Source organism: Microvirga vignae, from assembly GCF_001017175.1.
GTDB lineage: Bacteria > Pseudomonadota > Alphaproteobacteria > Rhizobiales > Beijerinckiaceae > Microvirga > Microvirga vignae.
On record NZ_LCYG01000016.1, the window covers coordinates 1 to 26,457 of the forward strand.

Here is a 26,457-nt window from a genome sequence, read left to right on the forward strand (position 1 = left end):
ACGCCGGAAAACGCGAAATCCTGCTGGAGAGCCCTCACGGCGGAGACGACTAGGCCTATATAGATGGAACCTTGGCCGCAGCCCTGCGTCGTCTTTCGGCGCTGCGCAAAAGCGCAGCTGCGGCTATAGTGTCTATCGAAGGAAGGTTCGAATGCGTCTGTTCAGTTTTGTCGGTCCGGCGACCGTGGCGTCCGCTCTTGCGGGCCCGTTGCCGGTTGCCGCACAGACGTTGCCTATGGACATGATCCTGCCGCCCAAGCGGCCGATCAGCCAAGGATTCAATGCCTCCGCGCCCTCGCTTCCGACCTCGTCCTTCCATCAGGCTTCCTCCACCGCGACGGCTCCGGCCCTGGTCAATGTGGTCACACAGCCGACCCGCCCTGCCATCACCAGGCCGGTGAATGCCGAGCAGGTGCTGGCCGCCACTGCGCCCCTGCCCCCGGCCCGGCCGGCTTTTGCTGAGCCATCGACAGCGCAACCCTCAGAGGCCGAGCCCATCACCATCACGCAGAAGCCCATCGTGACGGCCTCCATGGGTCCGGTCGGTCAGGGCCAGCCCCTGCCGAACAGCGCCATCGTGGAGCGGGCGAACGCCTACTTCACCAATCTCAACACCCTCATCGCCGATTTCACGCAAGTTGGCGGCGACGGGCGGCGGATGGGCGGCACGCTCTATCTTCAGCGGCCCGGCAAGGTGCGCTTCGAATACGATCCTCCGGCCACCCTCGAAGTGATCGCCGATGGTCGCTCGGTGGCCGTACGCGACCGGAAGCTCGCCACCCAGGATCTCTATTCGATCTCGCAGACGCCGCTGAAATTCCTGCTGCGCGAGCGGGTCAGCCTCGGCCAGGACATCAAGATCACCGGCATCACCAACGATCCAAACGCGGTACGCATCAACCTGGAGGATTCGTCCACGCTCGGCGGCACCTCCCGGATCACCCTGTTCTTCGACCCCGAGGTGCAGAATCTCAATCAATGGCGCATCGTCGACGCACAAGGATTCCAGACTATCGTGGTGCTGAACCAGGTCGAGAAGGGCCGCCGCATCGACCAGGACCTGTTCAAGATCCAGTACGAGGAGATCCGCGGCGACGGCGGCAAATAGCTGCTTCTTGCTGATCGCCTTGTCTGACGGCGAACCGGCATCCACTTCACCGGACAGGGCTTTCGATCTTCCCTCCGGCGAAAAACTGTCGTAGCCCGGAGAGGTCTCTCGAAGGACCTGTCCGTGAAACTCACCGTCTCTACCTGGAACATCAATTCCGTCCGTCTGCGCATCGATCAGGTCGAACGCTTCCTGAAGGACCGGCGGCCCGACATCCTGTGCCTGCAGGAGACCAAGTGTCCGAACGACAAACTGCCGATGAAGGAGCTGCAATCCTTCGGCTATCCGTTTGTCGTCCATATGGGTCAGAAGGGCTACAATGGCGTTGCGATCCTCTCGCGCTATCCGTTTTCGGAAACGAGCGTGATGGAGATGTGCGGTCGCCAGGATGCGCGCCACATCACGGTGACTCTCGGCCAGGCGAAGGCTGCTTCCGGCATCACGATCCATAATTTCTACGTGCCCGCCGGCGGCGACATTCCCGATCCGGAGATCAACGAGAAATTCCGCCACAAGCTCGATTTTCTTGGCCAGATGCGCGCCTGGGGCTCGAAGGCGAAGCCCACATCCGGTCCCGCGATTCTCGTCGGCGATCTCAACGTCGCGCCCCTCGAGCACGATGTGTGGAGCCATAAGCAGCTTCTTGACGTGGTGAGCCACACGCCTGTCGAGACGCAAGCGCTGGAAGAACTGCGCCAGGAAGCCGGCTGGATCGACGCCATGCGCGCCTTACGCCCTGAACCGGAAAAGATCTATTCCTGGTGGAGCTACCGCTCCCCCGATTGGGCCGCCGCCGACAAGGGCCGCAGGCTCGATCACATCTGGATCTCGGATGCGCTGACGGGCTCGCTGCGCTCCGTCGATGTGACCCGCGACACGCGCGGCTGGGAGCGTCCTTCCGACCATGCGCCGGTGACGGTGGAACTGGAACTGTGATCGATTCCGCGGACGATGTCCGCGGACACTTTGCCTAATGATCACGACGTACGCCTTGCCCCCACAAGCCAGGCACAAGCCAGGCTTTGTAGAAGGCGAATAAATTCAAGAAGCCATGTCTGGGGGCAAGCGGATGGTTCTCAAACTACGTTCGATCAAAACCCGGGTTCTGCTGCTGGCAGGAGCCGGGTTCATCGGAGCCTGCGCAGTTCTGACCTTCGCGGGCACGCAGATTATGATGCGCTCAGGCCGGACCGAGGCAATCGTTACGGCAAATACGCTCCTCAACCAGTACAAGGGTTTCGTCCAATCCGAGATCGGCCGCGCCGTTTCGGCCGCGACAGTGCTCAATTCAGCCGTCGAAGCCATCATCTACGATGAGAAGGTGGAGCGGGGGGAGCTTGCGGAAGTGATTGCGCGATCCGTCGAGGCGCAGCCCAACCTGGTCGGCATGACGCTCGCCTTTGAGCCGGATGGCCTGGATAGGCACGACAAGGATTTTCTCGCCGATACCTATTCGGACCCGACGGGCCGCTTCGCCCCCTATTTCTACTGGACCAAGGAGCGGAAGGTTTCCGTCGAACCCATCAACCTGACGAAGCCGCAAGAGATCGAGAACTGGTACAGCAAGCCCCTGCGCGAAAACCGCAACCAGATCGTTCCGGCCTACACCTACAAGGTCGATGGCGAGGACGTGCTGATGTCGACGGTCAGCATCGTCGTGCGCCGCGACAAGAAACCGGTTGGCATCATCACCGCCGATATGGCCCTCAATAAGATCTCGGAGGCCATCGGCGCGTTGAAGCCGTTCGGTGAAGGAACCGTGAGCTTGATCGGCTCAGGAGGATTGTGGGTTGCCAACAAGGACGCGCAACTTCTCGGGAAACCAGCCGATGACAAGGTTGTCTCCGAACTGACGGAGAAGGCCAAGGCATCGTCGGCTGGTTTCGCAGACACGATGATCGAGGATGCCTCGGGCAAGGAGATCTATCGGGCCATCGTCCCGGTGACCTTCCCTGGAATCGACGAGCCATGGCTGCTGTCGATCTCGGTTCCTGCCGACGCCATGATCACGGGCGCCATCGATGCCCGCAACCGGATGCTGCTCACCGCTGCCATCCTCCTCGTCCTGGCCCTGGCTGGTGCCTGGTGGGCTGCCCGGTCGCTCGCCACGCCGATCACGCGCATCACTGAAACCATGAAGACCCTCGCCCGCGGCGACACGAGCGTGAAGGTCACAGACATCGAACGTGTCGATGAAATCGGCGCCATGGCCGGCGCGGTGCAAGTCTTCAAGGAAGCCTTGATCGCCAAGAAGGAAGCCGACGAGGCCGCTGCCATCGAATCCGAGGCGAAGATGCGCCGGGCGCAGGTTCTGGATCAGCTCACGAAGCAGTTCGAGGCCAATGTCTCGGTGCTCACGAGTGGCCTCTCTTCCGCCGCAACGCAAATGGAGACCACTGCCCAGTCGATGACCTCGGTGGCGGATCAGACCACGAACCAATCGGTGAGCGTTGCCTCCGCGGCCGAGCAGACTTCGGCCAATGTGCAGACGGTCGCGGCTGCCACCGAAGAGCTCTCCATCTCCATCCGCGAGATCGCCTCGCAGGTCGGCCAGTCCTCTCGCATCGCCGAGCAGGCCGTATCGGATGCCCAGCGGACCAACGAGACTGTGCAAGCGCTCGCTGCTTCCGCAGAGCGCATCGGCGATGTGGTCCAGCTCATCAACACCATTGCGGGCCAGACCAACCTGCTGGCGCTCAACGCCACCATCGAGGCGGCGCGCGCCGGCGAAGCCGGCAAGGGTTTCGCTGTCGTGGCGAGCGAAGTGAAGCATCTCGCGACGCAGACCTCGAAGGCCACGGAAGAAATATCGGCACAGATCGGCTCCGTGCAGCAGGCAACGGCGGAGGCCGTGCAGGCGATCCAGAACATCGCCCGCACGATCGCCGAGATGTCCCAGATCTCCGTGTCGATCTCGGCCGCCATGGAGGAGCAGGGTGCGGCAACCGCCGAAATCTCGCGCAACGTGCAGGAGGCCGCGCGCGGCACGGAAGCGGTGACCGGCAATATCAACGAGGTGCGTCAGGGCGCAGGCGAAACCGGCATGGCGGCAGCACAGGTGCTGACCTCCGCGCAGGACCTGGCGCGCCATTCCGAGACGCTCAGCCGCGAGGTCAGCTCGTTCCTGTCAGGCGTGAAAGCAGCGTGAGGGCGAGAGCATCGGAGCCAAAAGTGGAATCCACTTTTGGGATCCATCCGATGCGTCATTGCTCACGTGAGCGCATCGTGTGGAACGATGCGCTCGGAGCCCTCACTCGTCATCCGAGGGTTTCGCCGGGATCTCCTCGCCGTCGATGGCGATGAGCTTCTGGCGCACGCGCTCCAGCCCCTGGCTCAAGCGGTCAAGCTCTGCGGCCATGGCGTCCTGCATGGCAGCCGCCGCATCGGGGAATTCTTCCAGCACGCGACGCATGAGGCTCGGCGTGACGCGGATCACGGTGGAGGCTTCTTGGGCCTTCGCCGTGGCGGGCCGGGAGATGCGGGTGAACAGGGCCGCCTGACCGATCAGGGAACCAGGACCCGCGACGAAGGCCGCGGGCGAGCCGTCCTCGTTCGCGTCGAGCGCGATAGCGCCCCGGCTCACCACATAACCGCCATCCGAGCGGTCGCCCTTGCGAAACAGAACGTCACTCTCCCGAAGGCTCCGGGTTTCCGACGCAAAGGCCACGAGACGCAGGGCATCGCGCTCCAACAAGTTGAACAGGGGAGCCTGGGACAGGATCGCGATGTCGTCGTCGAGAGCCATGGTTCTATGGAATCAGCTTGTAGCCGCCAGGCTCGGTCACCAGGATGCGGGCATTGGAAGGATCGGCCTCGATCTTCTGGCGCAACCGATAAATATGCGTTTCCAGCGTGTGGGTGGTCACGTTGGAATTGTAGCCCCAGACCTCGGTGAGCAGCGTATCGCGCCCTACCACCGCCTGGCCGGCGCGGTAGAGATAGCGCAGGATCGCGGTTTCCTTCTCCGTCAGCTTGAGCTTCGAGCCCTTCTCGTTGGTCAAAAGCTTGGAGCCTGGGCGGAAGGTATAGGGTCCGATCTGGAACACCGCATCCTCGCTCGCCTCGTATTGGCGCAGTTGCGCACGGATGCGGGCCAACAATACGGCGAACTTGAAGGGTTTGACCACGTAATCGTTGGCGCCCGCCTCAAGGCCCATGACGGTATCGTTGTCCGAGCCCTGGCCGGTGAGCATGATGATCGGGCTGCGGAAACCGTTCTGGCGCATGACCTTCACCGCCTCGCGGCCGTCCATGTCGGGCAGGCCCACATCCATGATGGCGAGGTCGATCCGGTCGCCTTTCACCGCCTCGATGGCGGCCGACCCCGTATCGACGGTGGTGACCTGGAATTCCTCGTGGAGGCCCAACTGCTCGGACAGGGTGTCGCGCAGGTCCTGATCGTCGTCCACGACGAGGAGGCGGCTGGCATTCGACATCTCAAACCCTTCACACGATGAACAGCATTAGCGCTGGGGCGGCTTCAAGGAGCTAAGGCAACGCCTGCTCCTGTCTTTCAGGCATGATCCGCTCGGACAGCCGGGCTCTTTGAAGGCCCTGCCGGCGCAAGCATTCTGCTTTCAGATCACGCTCGTTGCATTAGAGTAGTCATTCCCAGCTTGACAACAAGGGGCAGGCCCTGCCCTTCCACTGCCTATGAAGCGTACTCGCGTCAATGTCATCCGTGTCCACCGCTCCCCGCTCGATCACAGGCGGGGGCGGCTTAAGGCCGGCAATCTCACTCTGCCCTGCGCCATCGGGCGCTCCGGCACGAGCCATGCAAAGCGCGAAGGCGACGGGGCCTCTCCGGCGGGTTGCTTTCGCCTGCTGCAGGCCTTCTACCGGGCCGACCAGGGCCCCCGCCCCCGCACGGGCCTGAAGCTGCGGCCTATCCGCCCAACGGATGGCTGGTCGGACGATGCCCGCGACCGACGCTACAACAGGCTCGTGCCGCTCCCCTGCCCCACGAGCCACGAAAAGATGTGGCGGGACGACCATCTCTACGATGTGGTGATCGACATCGCCTGGAACCGGGGCCCCATCAGACGAGGCCGCGGCAGCGCCATCTTTCTCCACCTCGCCCGCCCCGGCTTTCTGCCGACCGAAGGCTGCGTGGCGGTGGAGCCCCGCATGATCCGGCGGCTTTTGGAGCGGATCGGGCCGCAGACGCGGATCGAGATCGTGGGATAGAGGCGGCTCAGCCTGCGTCTCTCAATCGCTTACGTGCGATATCGACATAAGCACTTTCGGCCTCGAAGCCGATGAAGGAGCGGTTGAGATTTTTTGCGGCGACCAGTGTCGTGCCGCTGCCGCAGAAGGGATCGAGCACGATCTGGCCTTCCTGCGTCGTGAGCTCGACGAGCGCCTGCATCAGGCGCACGGGCTTTTGTGTGGGATGAAGCCCGCCTTCCTTCGGCATGAAGCCGAGATCGAGCACGTTCTCAGGGCCTGAGATGTATGTCAGCAGCGCGTCCTGGTTATATGCGCCGACACCATGGATGAGTGCGTTGTCGGCAAGCGTCGTTCCGATTTTGTAGGGTTTCGTGAACCACAGGATCGGCTCGAAAGTTGGGCGCAGATTGCCGACGCGCCAACCGTCCCATATCTTCGCGGCATCTGCATCACCGCGCCTTTCATAGACCGCGCTCAAACGCTGTGCGCGATGCGGCGCACGCGAACGCATCCAGGCGAGCATATCCTTGTAGGAGAAACCGGAATCCTCCATCGCGGAAATGCAGCGATGCGCAAGCCGACGGCCTGCGAAGACGAACGCCGAACCGCCGGGCTTCAACACGCGCAGCCATTCCGGTGCCCATGTGAGGCACCATTCGTAATATTCGCGTGGGATCGCACGATCCGCTTCCGACCAGCCATTGATGGGCTTGCCGCGTTTTTTAAACACCGCACCTGCCTTTGCCTGCGCAGGGCTGGCACCGAGATAGGCGGAATTGGTGTTGGTGTGCAGCACATCCCAATCCGCGGCGCCGATGCCATAGGGGATGTCGCTGAGGATCAGATGCACGCTCTCCTCAGGGAGAGACTTGATGAGCTCGATCGAATCGCCGGCAAGCACCTCATCGAGCGGCAGCGCGCGTTCTCCAACTTCCTCGGTTGGAGCGATGCGACGGCGTTTGGCTGTTGCTTGCGTCACTGAGAACTACTTCGGATCCGAACAAATCTTACGAGAGTGCCAAGAGCACCGGTAGCGCGGAACGGCCCCCGCCCTCCCGGCTCCACATCATTTATGCTGCAGGCTTCGAGCGCGCCCCGAAGATCGCGCTGCCCACCCGCACATGCGTCGCACCGAGCTGGATCGCCTCGTCGAAATCGGCGCTCATGCCCATGGAGAGAATTTGAAGCCCATGGCGATCGGCGAGGGTGTTGAGGAGCGCGAAATGGGGCGATGGCGGGTCCTCCGCCGGGGGAATGCACATGAGGCCTTCGACCTCGAGACCGTATTTCGTGCGACAGGCCTCCAGGAAGGCGTCGACCTCGCCCGGGGCGATACCGCCCTTCTGCGGCTCCTCGCCGGTGTTCACCTGGACCAGCAGGCGCGGCTTCTTCCCCTGCTTGGCGATCTCCTTGGCGAGAGCTTCGGCGAGCGAGGGCCGGTCGAGGGTGTGGATCACGTCAAAAAGCTCCACGGCCTCCTTGGCCTTGTTGGACTGGAGCGGCCCGATCATGTGAAGCTCCACATCCGGGTAGCGGCTTCGCAGCCCAGGCCACTTGGCCTTAGCTTCCTGGACGTAGTTCTCGCCGAAAACCCGCTGGCCGGCGGCCAGAACGGGCTCGATGGCGTTGCCTGAGAAGGTTTTGGAGACGGCCACCAGCGTGATGCTCGAGGGGTCGCGGTCGTAGTCCGACGCGGCGCGGCGGATTGCCTCCCGCACTTCTCTTAAGGCCTCGACTGCATCGTTCTCGCTCATGGGACCCTCTCAAAGCCGTCTTCTCGCGCGCGAAACCGTTGACCGCGCGGGAGAGCTGTGTCCTAGTCCGCCGCAACGTGGCGGCGCAAGCCGCTTGAATCTCGAACCGACGGATGATTGACGAAAAATGAGGCCCGAGCGCTACAACGCCAAGGAAGCCGAGCTGAAATGGCGGAAGGTCTGGAACGACCGCAACCTGTTCAAGACCCACAACGACGACCCGCGTCCGAAATATTACGTGCTTGAGATGTTCCCGTATCCGTCGGGGCGCATCCATATGGGTCACGTGCGCAACTACACCATGGGCGACGTGGTGGCGCGCTACAAGCGGGCCAAGGGCTTCAACGTGCTCCATCCGATGGGCTGGGACGCCTTCGGCATGCCGGCGGAGAACGCCGCCATGCAGAACAAGGTCCACCCGAAGGAATGGACCTACGCCAATATCGCCACCATGCGCGCCCAGCTGCAGAGCATGGGCCTCTCGCTCGACTGGAGCCGCGAGATCGCAACCTGCGATCCGAGCTACTACAAGCACCAGCAGCGCATGTTCCTCGATTTCCTCGAGGCTGGCCTCGTCGACCGCAAGACCGCCAAGGTGAACTGGGATCCGGTTGATCACACCGTGCTCGCCAACGAGCAGGTGATTGACGGCCGCGGCTGGCGCTCCGGCGCGCTCGTGGAGCAGCGCGAGCTGACCCAGTGGTTCCTGAAGATCACCGATTTTGCGCAGGATCTCGACGACAGGCTCGACGCCCTCGACCGTTGGCCGGAGAAGGTGCGCCTGATGCAGCGCAACTGGATCGGCCGCTCGGAAGGCCTGCTGGTGCGTTTTGCGCTCAAGCCCGAAACGGCTCCGAACGGCGAGACCGAGCTTGAGATCTACACCACGCGCCCGGACACGCTCTTCGGCGCGAAGTTCATGGCGGTCGCTCCCGATCATCCTCTGGCGAAGGCCGCTGCCGCGAAGAACCCGGAGCTTGCCGCCTTCATCGAGGAAGCCAAACGCATCGGCACCGCGCAGGAAGCCATCGAGAAGGCGGAGAAACTCGGCTTCGATACGGGCGTGCGCGCCGTGCATCCGTTCGACCCGAACTGGGCGCTGCCCGTCTACGTCGCGAACTTCATCCTGATGGAATACGGCACCGGTGCCATCTTCGGCTGCCCGGGGCATGACCAGCGCGATCTGGACTTCGTCAACAAGTACGGCCTCGGCGTTACTCCCGTCGTGTGCCCGCCAGACGTCGACCCGGACACGTTCGTCATCACCGACACCGCCTATGACGGTGAGGGCCGGATGATCAATTCCAGCTTCCTCGATGGCATGACCATCGCCGAGGCGAAGGAAGAGGTGGCGAAGCGCCTCGAAAAGGAGACGCGCAACAACCGTCCGGTGGCCGAGCGCAAGGTGAATTTCCGCCTGCGCGACTGGGGTATCTCGCGCCAGCGCTACTGGGGCTGTCCGATCCCGATCATCCATTGCGATGATTGCGGCGTCGTGCCTGTACCGAAGGATCAGCTGCCCGTGGTGCTGCCGGAGGACGTGTCCTTCGATGTGCCGGGCAACCCACTCGACCGTCACCCCACCTGGAAGCACGTGAACTGCCCGACCTGCGGCAAGACGGCCCGCCGCGAGACGGACACCATGGACACCTTCGTGGATTCGTCCTGGTACTTCGCCCGCTTTACTGATCCGACCCTCGAGGACAAGCCCACCGACCGCGCCACGGTCGATGCCTGGCTTCCGGTCGATCAGTATATCGGCGGCATCGAGCACGCGATCCTGCACCTGCTCTATTCCCGCTTCTTCACCCGCGCGATGAAGAAGACCGGCCATGCAGGCCTGGACGAGCCGTTTGCCGGCCTGTTCACGCAAGGCATGGTGGTTCACGAGACCTACAAGGACCAGAGCGGCGCCTGGGTGCTGCCGAGCGACGTGCGCTTCGACACCCAAGGCAACGCGCGCAAGGCCTTCCATGTGGAAACGGCTGAGCCCATCGAGATCGGCTCCATCGAGAAGATGTCGAAGTCGAAGAAGAACACGGTCGATCCGGACGAGATCATCGCCTCCTACGGCGCCGACACGGCCCGCTGGTTCATGCTCTCCGACTCGCCGCCCGAGCGCGACGTGATCTGGACCGAGGAAGGCGTGCAGGGCGCCGGCCGCTTCGTGCAGCGCGTATGGCGTCTCATCGGCGATCTCGCCGACCGCATAAACGGCGGTAACGGCGCTGCCGCTGAGGGTCCGATCGGCCTTGCCGTCCGGAAGGCCGCGCACAAGGCCTTGGCTGCGGTGGAAGAGGATGTGGAGCGCCTGCGCTTCAACCGCTGCGTGGCGCATCTCTATGAGCTCGCCAACAGCCTGCAGGATCTGGCGAACCAAGCCAAGGCCGCCAACGAGCCCGGCCTCTCCGCCGCCTTCGGCGAAGCCGGCCGCATCTTCGTGCAGCTTCTTGCTCCGATGATGCCGCATCTGGCGGAGGAATGCTGGGAATCGCTCGGCCAGCCCGGCCTTGTGACCGACACGGCTTGGCCGGTCCTCGACCGATCGCTGCTCGTCGAGGACACGGTCACCCTGCCCGTCCAGGTCAACGGCAAGAAGCGCGCGGACGTCACTGTGGCGCGCGACGCGGATCAGGCCACGATTGAAGCGGCTGTGCTCTCGCTTGAAGCCGTGCAAAAGGCTATGGAAGGGAAGCCCGCCCGCAAGATCATCGTCGTTCCCCAGAGGATCGTGAATGTCGTCGCTTAATCTCAAGAGCTTGGCCCGGCTGACTGTCGTGGCGGGCCTCTCCCTTGGCCTGACCGCCTGCTTCAAGCCGCTCTACGGTCCCACGGCCTCGGGCCAGTCGCTTCAGACGGTCCTGGCGTCCATCGACGTTCCCGAGATCGACTGGCCGGATAGCCAGGCGGTGATGGGTCATTACCTGCGCAGCGAGCTGGTCTATGCCTTGAACGGCTCAGGCTCGGACACGCCGAAACGCTACGTGTTGAAGCTGGCCCTCGTGCGTTCTCTTTCGACGCCGATCGTCGATACGGAGACGGGCCGGGCGAGCTCCGCCATCGTCGGGGGCACGCTCAACTACACCCTGACGAGCCTCGATGGAAACATGGTCTATACCAAGGGAACGGCCACCTCCACGACCAGCTATGACCGCTATCAGCAGCGCTTCGCCAGTGTGCGTGCTCAGCGCGATGCCGAGATCAGGCTCGCTAAGGTCTTGGCTGAGCAGGTGAAAACCCGTCTGGCGGCGACGCTCTCCGCCGGCAGCTGAGACATTTTCCGCAAAAATGGATCCGGTTTTGCGAAAGGAAATGCGTCTTTTCAATAACTTAGAGATTTCTCCATGAACCTTCATCCACGGGGAACGCTCTAATATGGTTGCTGTCAAGGCCGGCGATGTGGATGGGGCGCTGCGGCGTCCCGATCCGCGCATCGGCGTGTACCTCTTCTACGGCCCGGACATGGGCCTCATCAACGAGCGCGCCCGCGCCGTCGCGGAGCGCTCGGTGGACAACCCCGCCGATCCCTTCCAGCTCATTCGCATCGATGGCGACGACATCGCCTCGGATCCCGCCCGTCTCGCGGACGAGGCCGGAACCATCGGCCTGTTCGGGGCTAAGCGCGCGATCTGGGTGAAATCCACCTCCCGCAACATCGCCCCTGCGGTGGATGCCGTGCTGAAAGGCGAGCTGACGGATACAGTCATCGTTATCGAAGGCGGCGATCTGCAAAAGTCCTCGCCCCTGCGCACCCTCTGCGAGCGTTCGCAGAAGGCTCTCGCCCTGCCCTGCTATGCGGATACGGGCAAGGATCTCGGCACGGTGGTCGACGAGACCCTGAAAAACAACGGTTTTTCCATCACCCGCGATGCTCGCACGGCCCTTATCGCCAGCCTCGGCGGGGATCGGCTGGCGACCCGTGGCGAAATCTCCAAGCTCATGCTCTACGCGCATGGAAAACGCGAGATCACTCTTGAGGACGTCGATGCGATCATGAGCGACGTATCGAGCCTTGCCATGGACGCCGTGGTGGATGCCGCTTTTGGTGGCGATGGCACTAATCTTGAAATCGGCTCACGGCGCCTGGCGGCAGAAGGCGTGAATGCCGCTGTGCTACTGGGCGCGGCGCTTCGCCATGCTCTTATGCTGCTCACCGCCCGCCTGACTGTGGAGGAAGGACGGCCAATCCCGGCGGTAATGGAAACCATGCGCAGCCTGCATTTCCGCCGCAAGCCACTGGTCGAGCGTCATCTTCAGCGCTGGACGAGCGAGAGCCTTAAAACAGCCATCGCCCTCATCCAGGCAAGCCTCCTCGACACCCGTCGCCTGTCGGATCTCGACGATACGATTGCGGCCAAGACCCTTCTCGACATCGCACGCATGGCGCGGCGGTAATTCATCGTTCCGTTGAGACTAAGCTGCCAGCCCCATCTCCGCCGGAATGGTGCTGCCATTGGAGAGAAACGAATCCAGAGCGCAGCGCCTGATCGTAGATCGCCTTCCCGATTCCTACGGCTTGGCCTGGGAATGACACGGAGCAGGCAATGTCGGAGGACGATATCATGGAGCCGGGCGGAATCGTCCTCGGGGCTTGCGAGCCGTCCGAGGGTGAGCGGTCGAGGGGGGCGCGAGGAGCGCTCCGGCTCGAGGTCTGAGATGTCAGCGTGGAACCCGACGGCTCCTCGCGCACGGCTTCTTGAGGCGGTCCATCCCTCACGGGGCGACTGACCTCCTGCCCGGCGGCGGTGCGTTCAGCCCTCCGGCAGGACCGTGCCCCGGCTCCACAAGCAGTCCCGCGTCACGCGCGCACTCGTTGCGGCCATCCACGTCTTGGGAGCCACAGCGGTGTGAAGACGGGGATCCCCGGGACTGATCCCCTGATCAAGTCCGGGGACGGCCATGACGAGGAGGGTTCATCGGTGATGCGAACAAACGGGGATGGCCGGAGCCGATCCCCAGCACAATCCCCGGAGCAAGTCCGGAGCCTGCCATGACGGCGGGAGGAGAGTGGTGATGGGTGAAGGGGCAATGGACTTGCTGCTTTCGAGCCGCATCCTCCACCGTCACGCCCGCACTCGTTGTGGCCATCCACGCCTAGGAAACGCAGTGGCTTGAAGATGTGGATCCCCGGCACAGGGCCGGGGATGACGAAGAGCATTAGCGCACTGAATTGAAGTATTTTTTACGGATTCAGCCGTCGGCACAGGCCGTCGAGTTGCTCCAAAGTCTTGTAGCGGATGCGCAATTCGCCGCCATTGCCCTTGTGGTCGATGGAGACGGTAAGCCCCAGGACGTCCTGGAGAACGCGCTCCAACGCACGGGTATCGGGATCCTTCTCCACCTTGGGCTTGGCCGATTTCGTCTCGAGCTTGGAAGGTTCTGTGCTCTCGGTTTGTGCGATCGCCTCGACTTGGCGCACGCTCAGACCAGCGTCGAGCACCTGTTTGGCGACCGCCACCGGGTCCTTCACGGCGAGCAAAGCCCGGCCGTGGCCGGCGGAGAGCTTGCGGTCAACCAAGAGCTTCCTCACCGGATCGGGCAGATCGGTGAGGCGCATCATGTTGGCGATATGGCTACGGCTCTTGCCGATGATCTTCGAGAGATTCTCCTGTGTGTAGGAGAACTCGGCCATCAGGCGCGCATAGCCCTCCGCCTCTTCAATCGGGTTGAGGTCGGCGCGCTGGACGTTTTCGAGAATGGCGTATTCGAGCGAGGTCTTGTCGTCGATATTCACGACGACCACCGGCACTTCGTGCAGGCCCGCTTTCTGCGATGCGCGCCAGCGGCGCTCCCCGGCAACGATTTCGTACGAATCGTTCCTGTTCGGCACGGGCCGGACCACGATGGGCTGGATGATACCGCGGTCCTTGATGGACTGCGTCAGCTCCTGAAGCTCGGCATCCTCGAACACTTTGCGCGGATTGCGCGGGTTCGGGATGAGGAACTCAACGGGCACCTTCTTCTGGCCGCCCTTGTTGCTGCTCTGCATAGTGCCGATTTCGGCACCGACCTCGCCGATCAATGCGGCCAAGCCCCGGCCGAGTGATTTCGCTTCTCTTGCCATTGTTTGTCTCAACTCTTGTTACGCGGCGCGCAGGGCGCGTTCACGCTGAATGACTTCGGATGCCAATCGTAAGTATGCTTGCGAGCCCGTGCACTTGATGTCGTAGAGCAGCACCGGCTTGCCATGAGACGGCGCCTCCGAGACGCGGACGTTTCGCGGGATCATGGTCTCATAGACCTTGTCGCCCATGAACTCGCGCACGTCCGCAACCACCTGCCCTGAGAGGTTGTTGCGGGGGTCGAACATGGTGAGCACCACGCCATGGATCGTGAGATCCGGGTTTAGGGCCGACCGGACCTGTTCGACCGTTGTGAGCAGCTGGCTGAGACCTTCCAGAGCAAAAAATTCGCATTGGAGGGGGACCAGAACCGCGTCAGCAGCGGTCAAGGCGTTGATGGTCAGGAGATTCAAAGAAGGCGGGCAGTCGATAAGGACATAGGTAAAAGGTTCTTTTACCTGATCGGCCGCCAAGCCCTGAATTGCCGCGCGGAGGCGATGCGCACGATCACGCTCGTTTGCGATCTCCAGTTCGACGCCGAGCAGGTCGAGAGTCGAGGGTGCCAGCCAGAGACCGGGCACCACCGTCTCGGTGATGCTCTCTGGGAGCGAGGCTTCACCGGCCAACACGTGATAGGTCGAGACCTGACGGCTCTTGCGGTCGATTCCGAGGCCGGTCGAGGCATTGCCTTGCGGGTCGAGATCGATGATCAGCACCTTCTCGCCGATGGCGGCCAAAGCCGTACCGAGATTGATGGCCGTCGTCGTCTTGCCGACGCCGCCCTTCTGGTTGGCGAGCACAAGAATGCGTGGTTTCACACCACGCGCTCCAGCTTCGGATTCGCTGCGGTCGGTCATCATGAATGGCTCTCGATGGAGGTTATGCGGAGAATCCTGGCTTCAGAATCGGTACGGCTTGGCAGGATATCTGCCTTGAATGTCCACCTTTTCCGGGCCTCGGTCAATTCGGACTCGACCTCACGTCCTTTGGGAAAGAGGCCGATTGTCCCCGTTTTCAACATGGGCTCAGTCCATTCCAGCAACTGGGTCAGGGAGGCGAGCGCCCGGGCCGACACCACATCGGCCCTGCCCACGAAGCCGGGAAGGACTGTCTCAAGTCGCGCCTCGTGGACCGTAGCCGAGGCCCCGGTGAGGCGGGCGATCTGGCGCAAGAAGGCACACTTGCGGGAATTGCTCTCGACGAGGTGAACCTTCAGCCCCCTCTCCTGCCCGGCAATGGCGAGCACAAGACCGGGAAATCCGGCGCCAGAACCGAGATCGATCCAGGTCTTGGCCTCGGGGACCAGTTCCAGAAGCTGGAGGGAGTCGACGATATGCCGGTCCCAGATATGGTCGAGCGTCGCCGGGCCAACAAGGTTCTTGATCGCCTGCCACCGGCGGAGCTCACGCTCCAGAAGCTCCAGCTTCTCGTGTGTTTCACGTGAAACATTCAGATCGGTGGAGGAGGATGCGGTCGCTTTCATGATGCCACCGGCTCAACTGAACGCGATCCCTTTACGATGGCTTTCTTTGCGTGAGCAGCCAGAAGCGTGAGCGCAGCAGGGGTGATGCCCTCGATGCGAGCCGCCTGCCCCAGAGTCCTGGGACGGACCAGAACGAGCTTGGCCTTGATCTCGTTCGACAGACCCGGGAGTCCCTGGAAGTCGAGCGTCTCCTCCAGCACGATCCCCTCGTCTCGACGATAGGCGGCGATATCCGCCTGCTGCCGGTCGAGATAGACGGCGTAGGTGGCATCCGTCTCCAGCCGCTCCTGAACCTGCGGGCTCACGGAAGAGAGCTCCGGCCAAGCCTTGACGAGGTCGTCCCAGCTTATCGTTGGATAGGAGAGCAGTTGATAGGCGCTGCGGCGAATGCCGTCCTGATTCAGCCCGATGCCCTGGCGCGCCGCTTCCTGGGGTGTGAGGCTCAAGGATTGCAGCTTCTCACGGATGGAGCGCATTTCACCTTGAGAGCGGCGGAAGTGGACTTCACGTTCGGACCCGACACAGCCGATCTCCAGCCCCTTCCCCGTCAGGCGCTCGTCCACATTGTCGATGCGCAGGCTCAGGCGGTATTCCGAGCGGGAGGTGAACATCCGGTAGGGCTCACTGACCCCGCGTGTGATCAGGTCATCGATCAGTACGCCGATGTACGACTCGGCCCGGTCGAAGATCACGCTCTCCTGTCCGGCCGCGCGGCGGGCGGCGTTGATGCCAGCCACAAGCCCCTGAGCACCCGCCTCCTCATAGCCTGTCGTGCCGTTGATCTGACCCGCGAGGAAGAGGCCCCTCACCGCCTTGGTCTCGAGCCCGGCCGTCAGGTTTCGGGGGTCCACATAATCGTATTCGATGGCATAAGCCGGCTGAAGCATCCGCACCTTCTCGAGGCCCGGGATATGCTTCAGGAATTCCAGCTGCACGTCCTCGGGCAGAGAGGTCGAGATCCCATTGGGATAGACTTTGATGTCGTCCAGGCCCTCCGGTTCGAGGAAGATCTGGTGCCCGTCGCGGTCGCCGAAGCGCACCACCTTATCCTCGATGGAGGGGCAGTAGCGCGGGCCGGTGCCCTGGATATCGCCGGAATACATGGCCGAACGGTGAAGATTGCCTCGGATCAGCTCATGGACCTTGGCCGTGGTGCGAGTGATCCCACACTCGATCTGGGGCGTTGTGATCCGGTCCGTCAGGAGCGAGAACGGCACCGGGTCGTCATCCGCCGCCTGCTTGTCGATTCCGGCCCAATCGATCGTGCGGCCGTCGAGACGCGGCGGCGTGCCGGTCTTGAGGCGGCCGAGGGTGAAGCCGAGTCGCGCAAAGGTCTTCGGGAGACCAAGCGAAGGGCGCTCGCCCATGCGGCCTGCCGGGATCTTCTTCTCGCCGATATGGATGAGGCCAGACAGGAAAGTGCCGGTGGTGATGACAATGGCGCCCGCCGTGAGCGTCCGACTATCTGTCAGAAGCAGGCCGGTCACGCGCCCGTCCTGCACGAGGAGGTCGTCCGCCTCCCCTTCCACAATGATGAGGTTTTCGGTCTGGAGCAGTTCGGTCTGGATCGCCCGGGCATAGAGCTTCCGGTCGGCTTGGGTGCGGGGACCGCGAACGGCAGGTCCCTTGCGGCGGTTCAGGAGGCGAAACTGGATGCCGGCCTTGTCGGCCATGCGTCCCATGACACCGTCGAGGGCGTCGATCTCGCGCACGAGATGGCCTTTGCCGAGACCACCAATGGCCGGATTGCAGGACATGGCGCCAACGGTCGCGAGTTTGTGCGTCACAAGAGCCGTGCGCGCGCCCATGCGCGCAGAGGCAGCGGCCGCCTCGGCACCCGCATGGCCACCACCGACCACGACCACATCGAACATGTCACGTGTTGAGAGCTGACTCACAGGATTCTCCATGCCTGGGGTCTAGGACCTGGCGGCGAAGAGGTCAAAAGGGCAAAATGTTCCACGTGAAACATTCGCCCCGCCCACCGGTTCTGCACAGGATCCACACCGGCTGTGCAGAGGGCATTCAGCACCATTCAACCGATTCGTGAACAGGCGTCGCGCAGAGTCGCACAGATTCGCTTCATCGTTACCGTGATAGCCCCCGACCCGAAACCGTGCCCGCTTTTGCGCACGACGCACCCGGCTACTTGCCGATACAGAAGCTGGAAAACAGGCGATCCAGCACATCCTCGACATCGACCCGACCCGTAATCTCGCCTACCGCACGAGCCGCCAGACGGACTTCCTCCGCGGCAAGTTCCAGAGGACCCCGCGCTGCCAACAGCTCCCGTCCGGCGGTCAGAGAGCGGTGTGCCCGTTCGAGAGCCTTGCGATGGCGCTCCCGGGTGAGAATGGCATCGCCCTCGCCCAAGGCCGTCTCGGCCTCGTGTTCCAGCGCGGCGATCAACTCAGGCAACCCCTCCCCGGTCGAGGCCGAGATAAAGAGGTCGCAATCGTGACGGCTCCGATCCAAATCCGCCTTGGTGCCGACCTTCAGAAGCCGGCGGGCCGGCGGCGCACCGGTCTCCGCACCTCCCGGCGGGATGAGCCAGAGCACGAGGTCGGCATTCTGCGCGCGGGTGCGGGCACGGGAGACGCCCTCCTGCTCGATCACATCTCTGCTCTCCCGCAGGCCCGCGGTATCAACGATCACCACGGGCAAGCCTCCCAGATCGCAATGCACCTCGATGACGTCACGGGTGGTTCCCGCAATCGGCGAGACGATGGCCACATCCCTCCGGGCGAGCGCATTGAGAAGCGTCGACTTGCCGGCGTTGGGGGGTCCGGCGAGCACGACCGTAAAACCCTCGCGCAGGCGCTCGCCGCCGCGGTTCGAGAGCGCCTGCTCGATCTCGGCATGGAGATGATCGAGCCGGCTCAGGATGTCGACCTCCAGATCCTCGGGCACATCCCCTTCGTCCGAAAAGTCGAGGCTCGCTTCCAGCAGAGCGAGAGCCTGGAGGATGCCCTCGCGCCACCGCTCGGCCGCATTGCCGAGACGGCCCTCGAGCTGGAGCATGGCCTGACGGCGCTGCGCCTCCGTCTCCGCATCGATCACGTCGGCGAGGCCTTCGACCTGGGAGAGGTCCATGCGCCCATTGAGGAAGGCACGGCGCGTGAACTCTCCCGCTTCGGCCGGACGGCAGCCAGCGATCGCGCCGAGGGCTTTGAGCACCGCCGCCCTCGTGGCGAGGCCGCCATGGATGTGAAGCTCGGCCTGGTCCTCCCCTGTGAAGCTCCGTGGTCCCGGCATCCAGAGCACGAGCGCCTGATCAAGCGACTCTCCCGAGGCGGGCTCCCTCAAGATCCGCACGGCAGCATGACGCGGCTCGGGCACGCGGCCGCCGAGGGTTTCCAGAATGGTCAGGCTCTGCGGCCCGCTGATCCGGATGATGCACACGGCGGCGCGACCATGGCCGGAGGCGGTGGCGAAGATGGTATCATCCGAGCGCATGGGCAAAGAACCTCTATGGACCTCTCACCCGATCGGGCGATTATCGTTGGTGACGCGTTAACGCGAGACGGATCAAGGATCGGTTCTGATCCGAATCGATTGGTCCGTTTCACGTGAGCGAACCAACAGGCAGGAGCAGGATCCATGAACCGCCTCGGGAATGCCAGTTCACCCTATCTCCTGCAGCACAAGAGCAATCCTGTCCATTGGTGGGAATGGGAACCGGAGGCCCTCGCCGAGGCGAAGCGGCTCAACAGGCCCATCCTCATCTCCATCGGCTATGCCGCCTGCCATTGGTGTCACGTGATGGCCCACGAGAGCTTCGAGGACCCGGACGTCGCGGCGGTGATGAACGAGCTCTACGTGAACATCAAGGTCGACCGGGAGGAGCGGCCCGATGTCGACCATGTCTATATGAGCGCCCTCCACCTTCTCGGCGAACACGGCGGCTGGCCGCTCACCATGTTCCTGACGCCTGATGGAGAGCCATTCTGGGGCGGCACCTATTTCCCCAAGGAGCCGCGTTTCGGTCGTCCCGGCTTCGTCCAAGTGCTCAGGGAGATCAGCCGCCTCTATCACGCGGAGCCGGAGCGCATCCTCAAGAACCGGGATGCCCTGAAGCAGCATTTGGCGAGAGGTGCGGAATCCGACGGCGGCACATTGGGTCTCGCCGATCTCGACCGCATGGGCCTGCGCCTTGCCGAGTTGATCGACACGGAGCATGGCGGCCTTCAGGGCGCGCCGAAATTCCCGAATCCGACGATCCTCGACTATCTTCTCCGCTATGCCCGGCGCGCCGGCGACGAAGAGGCTCGCAAGCGGTTTCTTCTGACCATGGAGCAGATGGCGCTCGGCGGTATCCGCGATCATCTCGGTGGAGGCTTTGCCCGCTACTCGGTGGATGAGCGCTGGCTCGTGCCGCATTTCGAAAAGATGCTCTACGACAATGCGCAGCTCTTGGAACTCTACGCTCTAGCCCATGCCGAGACCGGGCGCGCCTTGTTCAAGGATGCTGCGGAGGGAATTGTGACTTGGCTCCGGCGGGAGATGATCACGCCGGAGGGCGCCTTCGCCTCCAGCCTGGACGCCGATTCCGAAGGCGAGGAAGGCCGCTTCTATGTGTGGAGCCTCGCTGAGATTCGAGAGGCTCTTGGCGAGGAGGATGCCGCCTATTTCGCGAAGGTCTACGACATCACCGAGGAAGGAAATTTCGAGGGCCACAACATCCCGAACCGGCTGATCACCGGCGAGGCCCCTGCCCCGGTTGAAGAGCGTCTCGCCGCGATGCGGGCGAAACTGATGGAGCGGCGGTCCACCCGCGTCCGGCCCGGGCTCGACGACAAGGTGCTCGCCGATTGGAACGGGCAGATGATCGCCGCCCTCGTTCGTGCGGCCCCCCTCCTCGACCATCCGGAATGGATCACCCTGGCTCAGCACGCCTATCGTTTCATTCACCAGTCGATGAACCGTCAAGGCAGGCTCGGCCACTCATGGCGCGCAGAATCGCTCATCTTTCCCGGCTTCGCTCTTGATCACGCCGCCATGATGCGGGCGGCTCTCGCCCTCTATGAGGCGACGAGCGATGCATCCTACCTGCGTGATGCGGAAACCTGGCGGGATGTGCTGCTCACAGAGTTCATGATCGAGGAGACGGGTTGTCTCGCGATGACAGCACGCAGCGCCGATCCGCTTGTGGTGCGTCCGCAGCCGACTCATGACGAAGCAGTGCCCAATGCCAACGGCATGTTCGCGGAAGCGCTCGTGCGGCTCGCGCAAATCACGGAGACCCAATCCGACCATCAGCGCGCGACGGAGGTCCTGACAGGGCTCGTCGGCGTCGCCCGCTCTTCCCCTCTCGGGCACACCTCGATCCTCAATGCTCTCGATCTGCATCTGCGAGGTGTGAGTATTCTCGTCACGGGGAACAATGCGAAGCCGCTTCACGAGGCGGCGCTGCGCGTGCCTTATCTCGACCGGAGCGTGCGTCTGCTCCAACCTGGTGAAGCTCTCGACGAGAACCATCCTGCGAAGGTCCTCGCATCATCGGACGACAAAGCACAGGCGCTCGTCTGCGCTGGCATGCGCTGTTCGCTTCCGGTCACCACGCCTGAGGCTCTGACGACTCAGGTGAAGGAGATGCTGGCGTCGCAGGAACAGTGACGCATCGCGGAGCTTTTCATCTCACATCCATGCGGGAGTGACGATGTTCTTTTTCTTCTCGAATCGGATCGGCTGCGCAGGCTCGCTTCTCATCTCCGTCGGTCTCACCCTGCTCATCCTGTTCCTGATGGGGGTGCTTTGAGGATCCGAGTGGAAAGAAGACGTGGATCGCCGGGACAAGCCCGGCCATGATGGGGCGCCATCTTCACTTCGTTATGGCCACACCCGTTGCGGCCATCCACGTCTTTTCGCCAACAGCATTCAGCATGCCAAACAAAAACCCCACCCTCTCAACGAGAGGATGGGGCTGATCGTCTGACATATGACGCGGAAAGATCAGGTGTTCATCGAGTCGAAGAATTCCTGGTTCGACTTGGTCTGACGCAGCTTGTCGAGCAGGAACTCGATCGCGTCCACCGTGCCCATCGGGTTGAGGATGCGGCGCAGCACGTACATCTTCTTGAGCGTGTCGCTAGGCACCAGCAGTTCCTCCTTGCGGGTGCCGGAGCGGGTGATATCGATGGCCGGGAAGGTCCGCTTGTCGGCGACCTTGCGGTCAAGGATGATTTCCGAGTTACCGGTGCCCTTGAACTCTTCGAAGATCACTTCGTCCATGCGCGAGCCGGTGTCGATGAGCGCGGTCGCGATGATGGTGAGCGAACCGCCCTCCTCGATGTTGCGCGCGGCACCGAAGAAGCGCTTCGGACGCTGCAGGGCGTTCGCGTCCACACCGCCGGTGAGGACCTTGCCCGAAGACGGAACCACCGTGTTGTAGGCGCGGCCCAGACGCGTGATCGAGTCGAGCAGGATGACCACGTCGCGGCCATGCTCCACGAGGCGCTTGGCCTTTTCGATCACCATCTCGGCCACCTGCACGTGGCGGGTCGCCGGCTCGTCGAAGGTGGAGGCCACGACCTCACCCTTCACGGAGCGCTGCATGTCGGTCACCTCTTCCGGGCGCTCGTCGATCAGCAGCACGATGAGGTAGCACTCGGGGTGATTGGTGGTGATCGACTGCGCCACGTTCTGCATCAGCACCGTCTTACCGGTACGCGGCGGCGCGACGATGAGCGCGCGCTGGCCCTTACCGATGGGCGAGACGATGTCGATGATGCGCGGCGAGAAATCCTTGCGTGTCGGATCGTCGATCTCGAGCTTGAAGCGCTCGTGCGGGAATAGCGGCGTCAGGTTGTCGAAATGGACCTTGTGCCGGATCTTCTCGGGATCCTCGAAATTGATGGTGTTGACCTTCAGCAACGCGAAGTAGCGTTCGCCCTCCTTCGGGCCCCGGATCGGGCCGTCCACCGTGTCGCCGGTGCGAAGGCCGAAGCGGCGGATCTGCGAGGGTGAGACGTAAATATCGTCAGGGCCCGGCAGGTAGTTCGAATCGGCGGAGCGGAGGAAGCCGAAGCCGTCCTGCAGCACCTCGACCACGCCCGCGCCGATGATCTCAACCTCGCGCGCCGCGAGCTGCTTGAGGATGGCGAACATGAGCTCCTGCTTGCGCATCGTGCTCGCGTTCTCGACCTCGAGCTCCTCGGCAAAGGCAATGAGTTCGGTGGGGGATTTGGATTTCAGGTCTTGAAGTTTGATTTCCCTCATCGGGGAACACTCTCGGGGTAAAATGCGCGGGCAGGTTCACTGTGCGCGGGGAGATCGGGGAAATGTTCGACAGGGCCGCCCAGTTCACGGAGGTGACTTGAGAGAGCCCTGAGGGCCCGTGCAGCGCAACCTGTCTTTTATGGAAGAGGACTCTCTTTTACCCGTATTTGGGCCGTTTCTCAAGTCCTGTTTGGATAGTCCTTTTGGAAGGCGTCATCCCGGATCGACTCCGCCGATCCGGGATGACGGCTTGATAATCAGAACGGCTTCACGATCACGAGGATCACGATGCCGATCATGAGCACCGTCGGGACCTCGTTGAGGATGCGATAGTATTTCGCGGGCCGCGTGTTCTTGTCCGCGGCGAATTCCTTGAACCTGCGAACATAGACGCCATGCATGCCGGAGAGGATCAGCACGAGAAGAACCTTCGCGTGGAGCCAGCCGGAGGTGTACCAGCCGCCGTCCCAGATCATGTAAAGGCCGAGCACCCAGACGACGATCATCGCCGGGTTGATGATAGCCTTGAGCAGGCGCCGCTCCATAATCTTGAAGGTCTCGGACTGGATGGAGCCTTTCGGCGCGTCGGAATGATAGACGAAGAGACGCGGCAGGTAGAGCATGCCCGCCATCCAGGCGATGACGGCGATGACGTGAAACGCCTTGATCCAGAGATACAGCATTGTTTTCAAGCCTCCCGCACGCGAGCGATCATCTGCTCGACATGCGCGATCGGCGTCTCCGGCAGGATGCCGTGGCCGAGATTGAAGATATGCGGGCGGCCGCGCACGGCATTCAGGATATGGTCGATCCCCTGCTCCATCGGCTCAGCCCCGGCAATCAACGCGAGTGGATCAAGATTGCCCTGGGTCGCAACCGTGCCCGGCAGGGTCGGCAGCACAGCAGCCGGATCAAGCGTCCAGTCGAGGGCGAGTGCATCGCCAATCCCGGCTGACGCGAAGCGGTGAAGATTGGCGCCGCCGCCGCGCGCGAAGACGATGGCCTTGGCCTGGGGCCGGGCAGCCTTCAAGCCTTCCACCATGCGGCGGATCGGATCGAGGGAGAGCCGGTCGAAGAGAGCTGGCGGCAAGGCCGAGCCGAAGCTCTCGAAGATCTGGACCGCTTCCGCGCCCGCATCGACTTGGCGGATGAGATAGGCCGTGGAGGCCCGCACCAGACGGTCGATGAGCGCATCCATGAAGGCAGGGTCGCGATAGGCGGTGAGCCGGGCCGGCGCCTGGTCCGGGGTGCCCTTGCCGGCGATCATGTAGCTCGCCACCGTCCAGGGTGCGCCACAGAAGCCCAGAAGGGTGGTCTCCTTCGGGAGAGACTGCTTGAGGCGGTCGAGGGTCTCGAAGACCGGGTCGAGCCGCTCCAGCGGCAGCTCATCGGCAAGCCTGGAAAAATCCCTTTCTGAGGTGACGGGATCGAGCCTGGGTCCCTCGTTCTCGACGAAGCGCACGTCCTGGCCCAACGCATGGGGAATGACCAGGATGTCGGAGAACAGGATCGAGGCATCGAAGCCGAAACGACGGATCGGCTGGAGGGTCACCTCCTCGGCGAGCCTTGGGCTGTAGCAGAGGTCGAGAAAGGAACCCGCCTGCTTCCGGGTCTCGCGGTATTCCGGCAGATAGCGGCCGGCCTGACGCATGATCCAGATCGGCAGAGGCCAGACCGGCTCGCCGTTCAGCACGCGGAGGATCGCTTTGGTGGGACGCTCGCTCACAAGCCCTCTCTAATAAGAATAATCTTTGAATCTAAGAATCTGATGTTTCTCTTGGGCCGTGAATCACAAAGCCGCAAGCCCGTCCACAATCTCTCCACATCGGCCAACCCGTTAACTGTTCATTAACGGGTGGGGCGGCCTTGCCTCAATTATTTCCGAATTCTTAAACCTTAACAGCTCGTTAACGAATTTGAACGGGACGTTAACGCCAAGCTGGAGGGTGATTCGTGCCGGATTCCCCCATGGTTGAGAATTCAGACTCACACATGAAGCTGCTCTGTTGATGGCTGGCCCGACAGATCACAGCCCCCTGCCCTGGACCTCTGAATTAAGCCGTTCTATCCACATTTATCGACTCCTTTGCGCATCGTGCGGAAAAATGGACCCGGTTTTCCGCACGATGCGCCAATTGACCAGAAAGCATCGGATGGGTCCTAAAAGTGGTTTCCACTTTTAGGTCCGATGCACCAGGAGAACCGCCGTGGTGGGACGCAGCTACTTCCATCTCCATCTCGTCTCCGACTCGACCGGCGAGACCCTGATCACCGTCGCCCGCGCGGTGGTGGCGCAATATGAAGGGGTGGCTGCCATCGAGCATGTCTATCCGCTGGTGCGCTCCACCACGCAGCTCGAGCGCGTGCTCGCCGAGATCGAAGCCGCCCCTGGTATCGTGCTCTACACCCTGGTGGATCCAGACCTCATGACGCGCCTGGAAGATGTCTGCCGCGCCACAAGCTCGCCATGCCTCTCCGTGCTCGCCCCGGTGCACTCGCTGATCTCCTCCTATCTCGGCACCCATTCCACCGCGCGGCCCGGCGCGCAGCACATGCTGAACGCGGAATATTTCAAGCGCATCGACGCCATGAACTTCACCCTCATGCACGATGACGGGCATCTGCCTGACGATCTGGACGAGGCCGATGTGATCCTCATGGGCGTGAGCCGCACCTCGAAAACGCCAACGGCCGTCTATCTCGCCAATCGTGGGTTGAAGACGGCCAATTTCCCGCTCGTCCCGGGCATGCCGCTGCCACCCAATCTGGAAGCGGCAAAGAAGGCTCTCATCGTCGGCCTCGTCGCGACGCCCGAGCGCATCGTGCAGATCCGGCAGAACCGTCTGCTCAGTCTCAACGCCGATGACGATACATCCTATGTGGATCGCGAGGCAGTGGCGGAGGAAATCGCGGCCTCGCGTCGGCTCTTCGCACGCCATGGCTGGCCGGTGATCGACGTGACGCGCCGTTCCATCGAGGAGACGGCGGCGGCGATCATCGATCTCTATCGCGACCATCGCCTGAAATCCCTCGCGGAGTAGAACAATGCCCGCGCTCTGGACTGCCTCGGAAAAACTGCTGCTCGCATCGACCAGCGCAACGCGGCTCGGGCTGCTTGTCGGCGCAGGATTGTCGGTCGAGACACAAAGCTCGAACGTCGATGAACGCGCCATCGAACAAGCGGCGCAAAGCGAAGGGCTCGATCCACCCGCTCTGGCCGCACGTCTTGCCGCCGAAAAAGCGCTGGCCGTGAGCAGCCGTCATCCGGGACGCATCGTGCTGGGCGCCGACCAAGTTCTCGCCTGCGGCTCGAGCGTGTTTCACAAAGTGGATGATCGCGAAGCCGCGCGCCGCCAGCTGCAGGCGCTCTCGGGAAAAAGCCATGCGCTCCATTCCGCCGGCGCCATCGCCATCGGCGGGAAGGTGGTGGAGAGCTTCGTGACCACCGCCATTCTCGCGATGCGTCCCCTGACGGACGAGGCCATCGATCTTTATCTCGAACTCGCTGGCCCCAGCGTGCTCCATAGCGTCGGCGTCTATCAATATGAGGGTCTCGGCGTTCACCTGTTCGATTCCGTCGAGGGCGATCATTCCACCGTTCTCGGGCTGCCGCTGCTTCCGCTTCTGTCGGCCCTGCGCCGTCTCGGCTGCCTTTCTCTCTAG

General features: G+C 62.8%; 22 protein-coding genes. 10 read left to right on the top strand and 12 right to left on the bottom strand.

Features of this window, described 5'->3' with window-relative positions; translation table 11 throughout:
* The first annotated feature begins 151 nt into the window (after positions 1-151).
* From AA309_RS04855 to AA309_RS32855, 3 genes are all read left to right on the top strand, one after another.
* On the top strand, positions 152-1,108 hold the full coding sequence (locus tag AA309_RS04855; RefSeq protein WP_047187877.1) for an outer-membrane lipoprotein carrier protein LolA: 957 nt from the start codon (positions 152-154) through the stop codon (positions 1,106-1,108).
* Between the two features lie 123 nt (positions 1,109-1,231).
* A complete protein-coding gene (gene xth / locus AA309_RS04860) occupies positions 1,232-2,044 on the top strand; it encodes an exodeoxyribonuclease III (RefSeq protein WP_047187878.1) in 813 nt (270 codons plus the stop codon).
* Positions 2,045-2,177: 133 nt separating this feature from the next.
* Entirely contained in the window at positions 2,178-4,256 is a 2,079-nt protein-coding gene (locus AA309_RS32855; RefSeq protein ID WP_160310402.1) for a methyl-accepting chemotaxis protein, read from the top strand.
* A 102-nt stretch (positions 4,257-4,358) separates the two neighbouring features.
* Here the strand turns inward: AA309_RS32855 and AA309_RS04870 are convergent, their stop codons facing one another.
* On the bottom strand, positions 4,359-4,853 hold the full coding sequence (locus AA309_RS04870; protein WP_047187880.1) for a cyclic nucleotide-binding domain-containing protein: 495 nt from the start codon (positions 4,851-4,853) through the stop codon (positions 4,359-4,361).
* 4 nt (positions 4,854-4,857) lie between these two features.
* Positions 4,858-5,544: a response regulator transcription factor gene (locus AA309_RS04875; protein ID WP_047187881.1), complete on the bottom strand. Its 687-nt coding sequence runs from the start codon at positions 5,542-5,544 to the stop codon at positions 4,858-4,860.
* A 217-nt stretch (positions 5,545-5,761) separates the two neighbouring features.
* On the opposite strand from AA309_RS04875, the gene AA309_RS04880 reads away from it, so the two are divergent.
* Positions 5,762-6,295, top strand: a complete 534-nt coding sequence (locus tag AA309_RS04880; RefSeq protein WP_047187882.1) for a L,D-transpeptidase family protein — start codon at positions 5,762-5,764, stop codon at positions 6,293-6,295.
* A gap of 7 nt (positions 6,296-6,302) precedes the next feature.
* Here the strand turns inward: AA309_RS04880 and AA309_RS04885 are convergent, their stop codons facing one another.
* Entirely contained in the window at positions 6,303-7,256 is a 954-nt protein-coding gene (locus AA309_RS04885) for a DNA-methyltransferase (RefSeq protein WP_244470263.1), read from the bottom strand.
* Between the two features lie 91 nt (positions 7,257-7,347).
* Positions 7,348-8,031 (bottom strand): YggS family pyridoxal phosphate-dependent enzyme, encoded by a 684-nt coding sequence (locus AA309_RS04890; protein ID WP_047187883.1) that lies wholly within the window; start codon positions 8,029-8,031, stop codon positions 7,348-7,350.
* Between the two features lie 127 nt (positions 8,032-8,158).
* On the opposite strand from AA309_RS04890, the gene leuS reads away from it, so the two are divergent.
* The 3 genes from leuS to holA all read left to right on the top strand — a co-directional run bounded on the left by leuS (position 8,159) and on the right by holA (position 12,426).
* Positions 8,159-10,780 carry a leucine--tRNA ligase gene (gene leuS, locus AA309_RS04895; protein ID WP_047187884.1) on the top strand — a complete coding sequence of 874 codons (2,622 nt, stop codon included), beginning with the start codon at positions 8,159-8,161 and terminating at the stop codon, positions 10,778-10,780.
* A complete protein-coding gene (locus AA309_RS04900; RefSeq protein ID WP_047187885.1) occupies positions 10,767-11,303 on the top strand; it encodes an LPS assembly lipoprotein LptE in 537 nt (178 codons plus the stop codon). The genes leuS and AA309_RS04900 overlap by 14 nt, the downstream gene beginning before the upstream one ends.
* A 103-nt stretch (positions 11,304-11,406) precedes the next feature.
* The gene (gene holA / locus AA309_RS04905; RefSeq protein WP_047187886.1) at positions 11,407-12,426 is read left to right on the top strand and encodes a DNA polymerase III subunit delta; all 1,020 of its coding nucleotides are present in this window, start codon (positions 11,407-11,409) and stop codon (positions 12,424-12,426) included.
* A gap of 787 nt (positions 12,427-13,213) precedes the next feature.
* Here holA and AA309_RS04910 read toward each other — a convergent pair.
* The 5 genes from AA309_RS04910 to mnmE all read right to left on the bottom strand — a co-directional run bounded on the left by AA309_RS04910 (position 13,214) and on the right by mnmE (position 19,032).
* Positions 13,214-14,095, bottom strand: a complete 882-nt coding sequence (locus AA309_RS04910; protein ID WP_047187887.1) for a ParB/RepB/Spo0J family partition protein — start codon at positions 14,093-14,095, stop codon at positions 13,214-13,216.
* A gap of 18 nt (positions 14,096-14,113) precedes the next feature.
* The gene (locus tag AA309_RS04915; protein ID WP_150117391.1) at positions 14,114-14,953 is read right to left on the bottom strand and encodes a ParA family protein; all 840 of its coding nucleotides are present in this window, start codon (positions 14,951-14,953) and stop codon (positions 14,114-14,116) included.
* Complete coding sequence (gene rsmG, locus AA309_RS04920) at positions 14,950-15,576, bottom strand: 16S rRNA (guanine(527)-N(7))-methyltransferase RsmG (RefSeq protein ID WP_047187888.1); 627 nt, start codon at positions 15,574-15,576, stop codon at positions 14,950-14,952. Before rsmG ends, AA309_RS04915 begins: the two co-directional genes overlap by 4 nt.
* On the bottom strand, positions 15,573-17,450 hold the full coding sequence (mnmG, locus tag AA309_RS04925; protein WP_047187889.1) for a tRNA uridine-5-carboxymethylaminomethyl(34) synthesis enzyme MnmG: 1,878 nt from the start codon (positions 17,448-17,450) through the stop codon (positions 15,573-15,575). Before mnmG ends, rsmG begins: the two co-directional genes overlap by 4 nt.
* A 271-nt stretch (positions 17,451-17,721) precedes the next feature.
* Positions 17,722-19,032, bottom strand: coding sequence for a tRNA uridine-5-carboxymethylaminomethyl(34) synthesis GTPase MnmE (gene mnmE / locus AA309_RS04930; RefSeq protein WP_047187890.1), 1,311 nt, complete (start codon positions 19,030-19,032; stop codon positions 17,722-17,724).
* 144 nt (positions 19,033-19,176) lie between these two features.
* Here mnmE and AA309_RS04935 point away from each other — a divergent pair, with 144 nt between their 5' ends.
* Positions 19,177-21,192 carry a thioredoxin domain-containing protein gene (locus tag AA309_RS04935; RefSeq protein WP_047187891.1) on the top strand — a complete coding sequence of 672 codons (2,016 nt, stop codon included), beginning with the start codon at positions 19,177-19,179 and terminating at the stop codon, positions 21,190-21,192.
* Positions 21,193-21,528: 336 nt separating this feature from the next.
* Here the strand turns inward: AA309_RS04935 and rho are convergent, their stop codons facing one another.
* The 3 genes from rho to hemE all read right to left on the bottom strand — a co-directional run bounded on the left by rho (position 21,529) and on the right by hemE (position 24,520).
* Positions 21,529-22,794, bottom strand: a complete 1,266-nt coding sequence (rho, locus tag AA309_RS04940; protein ID WP_047187892.1) for a transcription termination factor Rho — start codon at positions 22,792-22,794, stop codon at positions 21,529-21,531.
* A gap of 257 nt (positions 22,795-23,051) precedes the next feature.
* Entirely contained in the window at positions 23,052-23,474 is a 423-nt protein-coding gene (gene hemJ / locus AA309_RS04945) for a protoporphyrinogen oxidase HemJ (RefSeq protein WP_047188172.1), read from the bottom strand.
* Between the two features lie 8 nt (positions 23,475-23,482).
* Positions 23,483-24,520, bottom strand: a complete 1,038-nt coding sequence (gene hemE, locus AA309_RS04950) for a uroporphyrinogen decarboxylase (protein WP_047187893.1) — start codon at positions 24,518-24,520, stop codon at positions 23,483-23,485.
* Between the two features lie 484 nt (positions 24,521-25,004).
* Between hemE and AA309_RS04955 the strand changes: the two genes are divergently transcribed.
* On the top strand, positions 25,005-25,835 hold the full coding sequence (locus AA309_RS04955) for a pyruvate, water dikinase regulatory protein (RefSeq protein WP_047188173.1): 831 nt from the start codon (positions 25,005-25,007) through the stop codon (positions 25,833-25,835).
* A 4-nt stretch (positions 25,836-25,839) separates the two neighbouring features.
* Positions 25,840-26,457, top strand: a complete 618-nt coding sequence (locus tag AA309_RS04960; protein WP_047187894.1) for a Maf family protein — start codon at positions 25,840-25,842, stop codon at positions 26,455-26,457.

Coding starts and splice junctions, on each gene's coding strand:
- AA309_RS04855 (WP_047187877.1), top strand. CDS start 152: ATGCGTCTGTTCAGTTTTGTCGGTCCGGCGACCGTGGCGTCCGCTCTT.
- AA309_RS32855 (WP_160310402.1), top strand. CDS start 2,178: ATGGTTCTCAAACTACGTTCGATCAAAACCCGGGTTCTGCTGCTGGCA.
- AA309_RS04870 (WP_047187880.1), bottom strand. CDS start 4,853: ATGGCTCTCGACGACGACATCGCGATCCTGTCCCAGGCTCCCCTGTTC.
- AA309_RS04875 (WP_047187881.1), bottom strand. CDS start 5,544: ATGTCGAATGCCAGCCGCCTCCTCGTCGTGGACGACGATCAGGACCTG.
- AA309_RS04880 (WP_047187882.1), top strand. CDS start 5,762: ATGAAGCGTACTCGCGTCAATGTCATCCGTGTCCACCGCTCCCCGCTC.
- AA309_RS04890 (WP_047187883.1), bottom strand. CDS start 8,031: ATGAGCGAGAACGATGCAGTCGAGGCCTTAAGAGAAGTGCGGGAGGCA.
- leuS (WP_047187884.1), top strand. CDS start 8,159: ATGAGGCCCGAGCGCTACAACGCCAAGGAAGCCGAGCTGAAATGGCGG.
- AA309_RS04900 (WP_047187885.1), top strand. CDS start 10,767: ATGTCGTCGCTTAATCTCAAGAGCTTGGCCCGGCTGACTGTCGTGGCG.
- holA (WP_047187886.1), top strand. CDS start 11,407: ATGGTTGCTGTCAAGGCCGGCGATGTGGATGGGGCGCTGCGGCGTCCC.
- AA309_RS04910 (WP_047187887.1), bottom strand. CDS start 14,095: ATGGCAAGAGAAGCGAAATCACTCGGCCGGGGCTTGGCCGCATTGATC.
- AA309_RS04915 (WP_150117391.1), bottom strand. CDS start 14,953: ATGATGACCGACCGCAGCGAATCCGAAGCTGGAGCGCGTGGTGTGAAA.
- rsmG (WP_047187888.1), bottom strand. CDS start 15,576: ATGAAAGCGACCGCATCCTCCTCCACCGATCTGAATGTTTCACGTGAA.
- mnmG (WP_047187889.1), bottom strand. CDS start 17,450: ATGTTCGATGTGGTCGTGGTCGGTGGTGGCCATGCGGGTGCCGAGGCG.
- mnmE (WP_047187890.1), bottom strand. CDS start 19,032: ATGCGCTCGGATGATACCATCTTCGCCACCGCCTCCGGCCATGGTCGC.
- AA309_RS04935 (WP_047187891.1), top strand. CDS start 19,177: ATGAACCGCCTCGGGAATGCCAGTTCACCCTATCTCCTGCAGCACAAG.
- rho (WP_047187892.1), bottom strand. CDS start 22,794: ATGAGGGAAATCAAACTTCAAGACCTGAAATCCAAATCCCCCACCGAA.
- AA309_RS04960 (WP_047187894.1), top strand. CDS start 25,840: ATGCCCGCGCTCTGGACTGCCTCGGAAAAACTGCTGCTCGCATCGACC.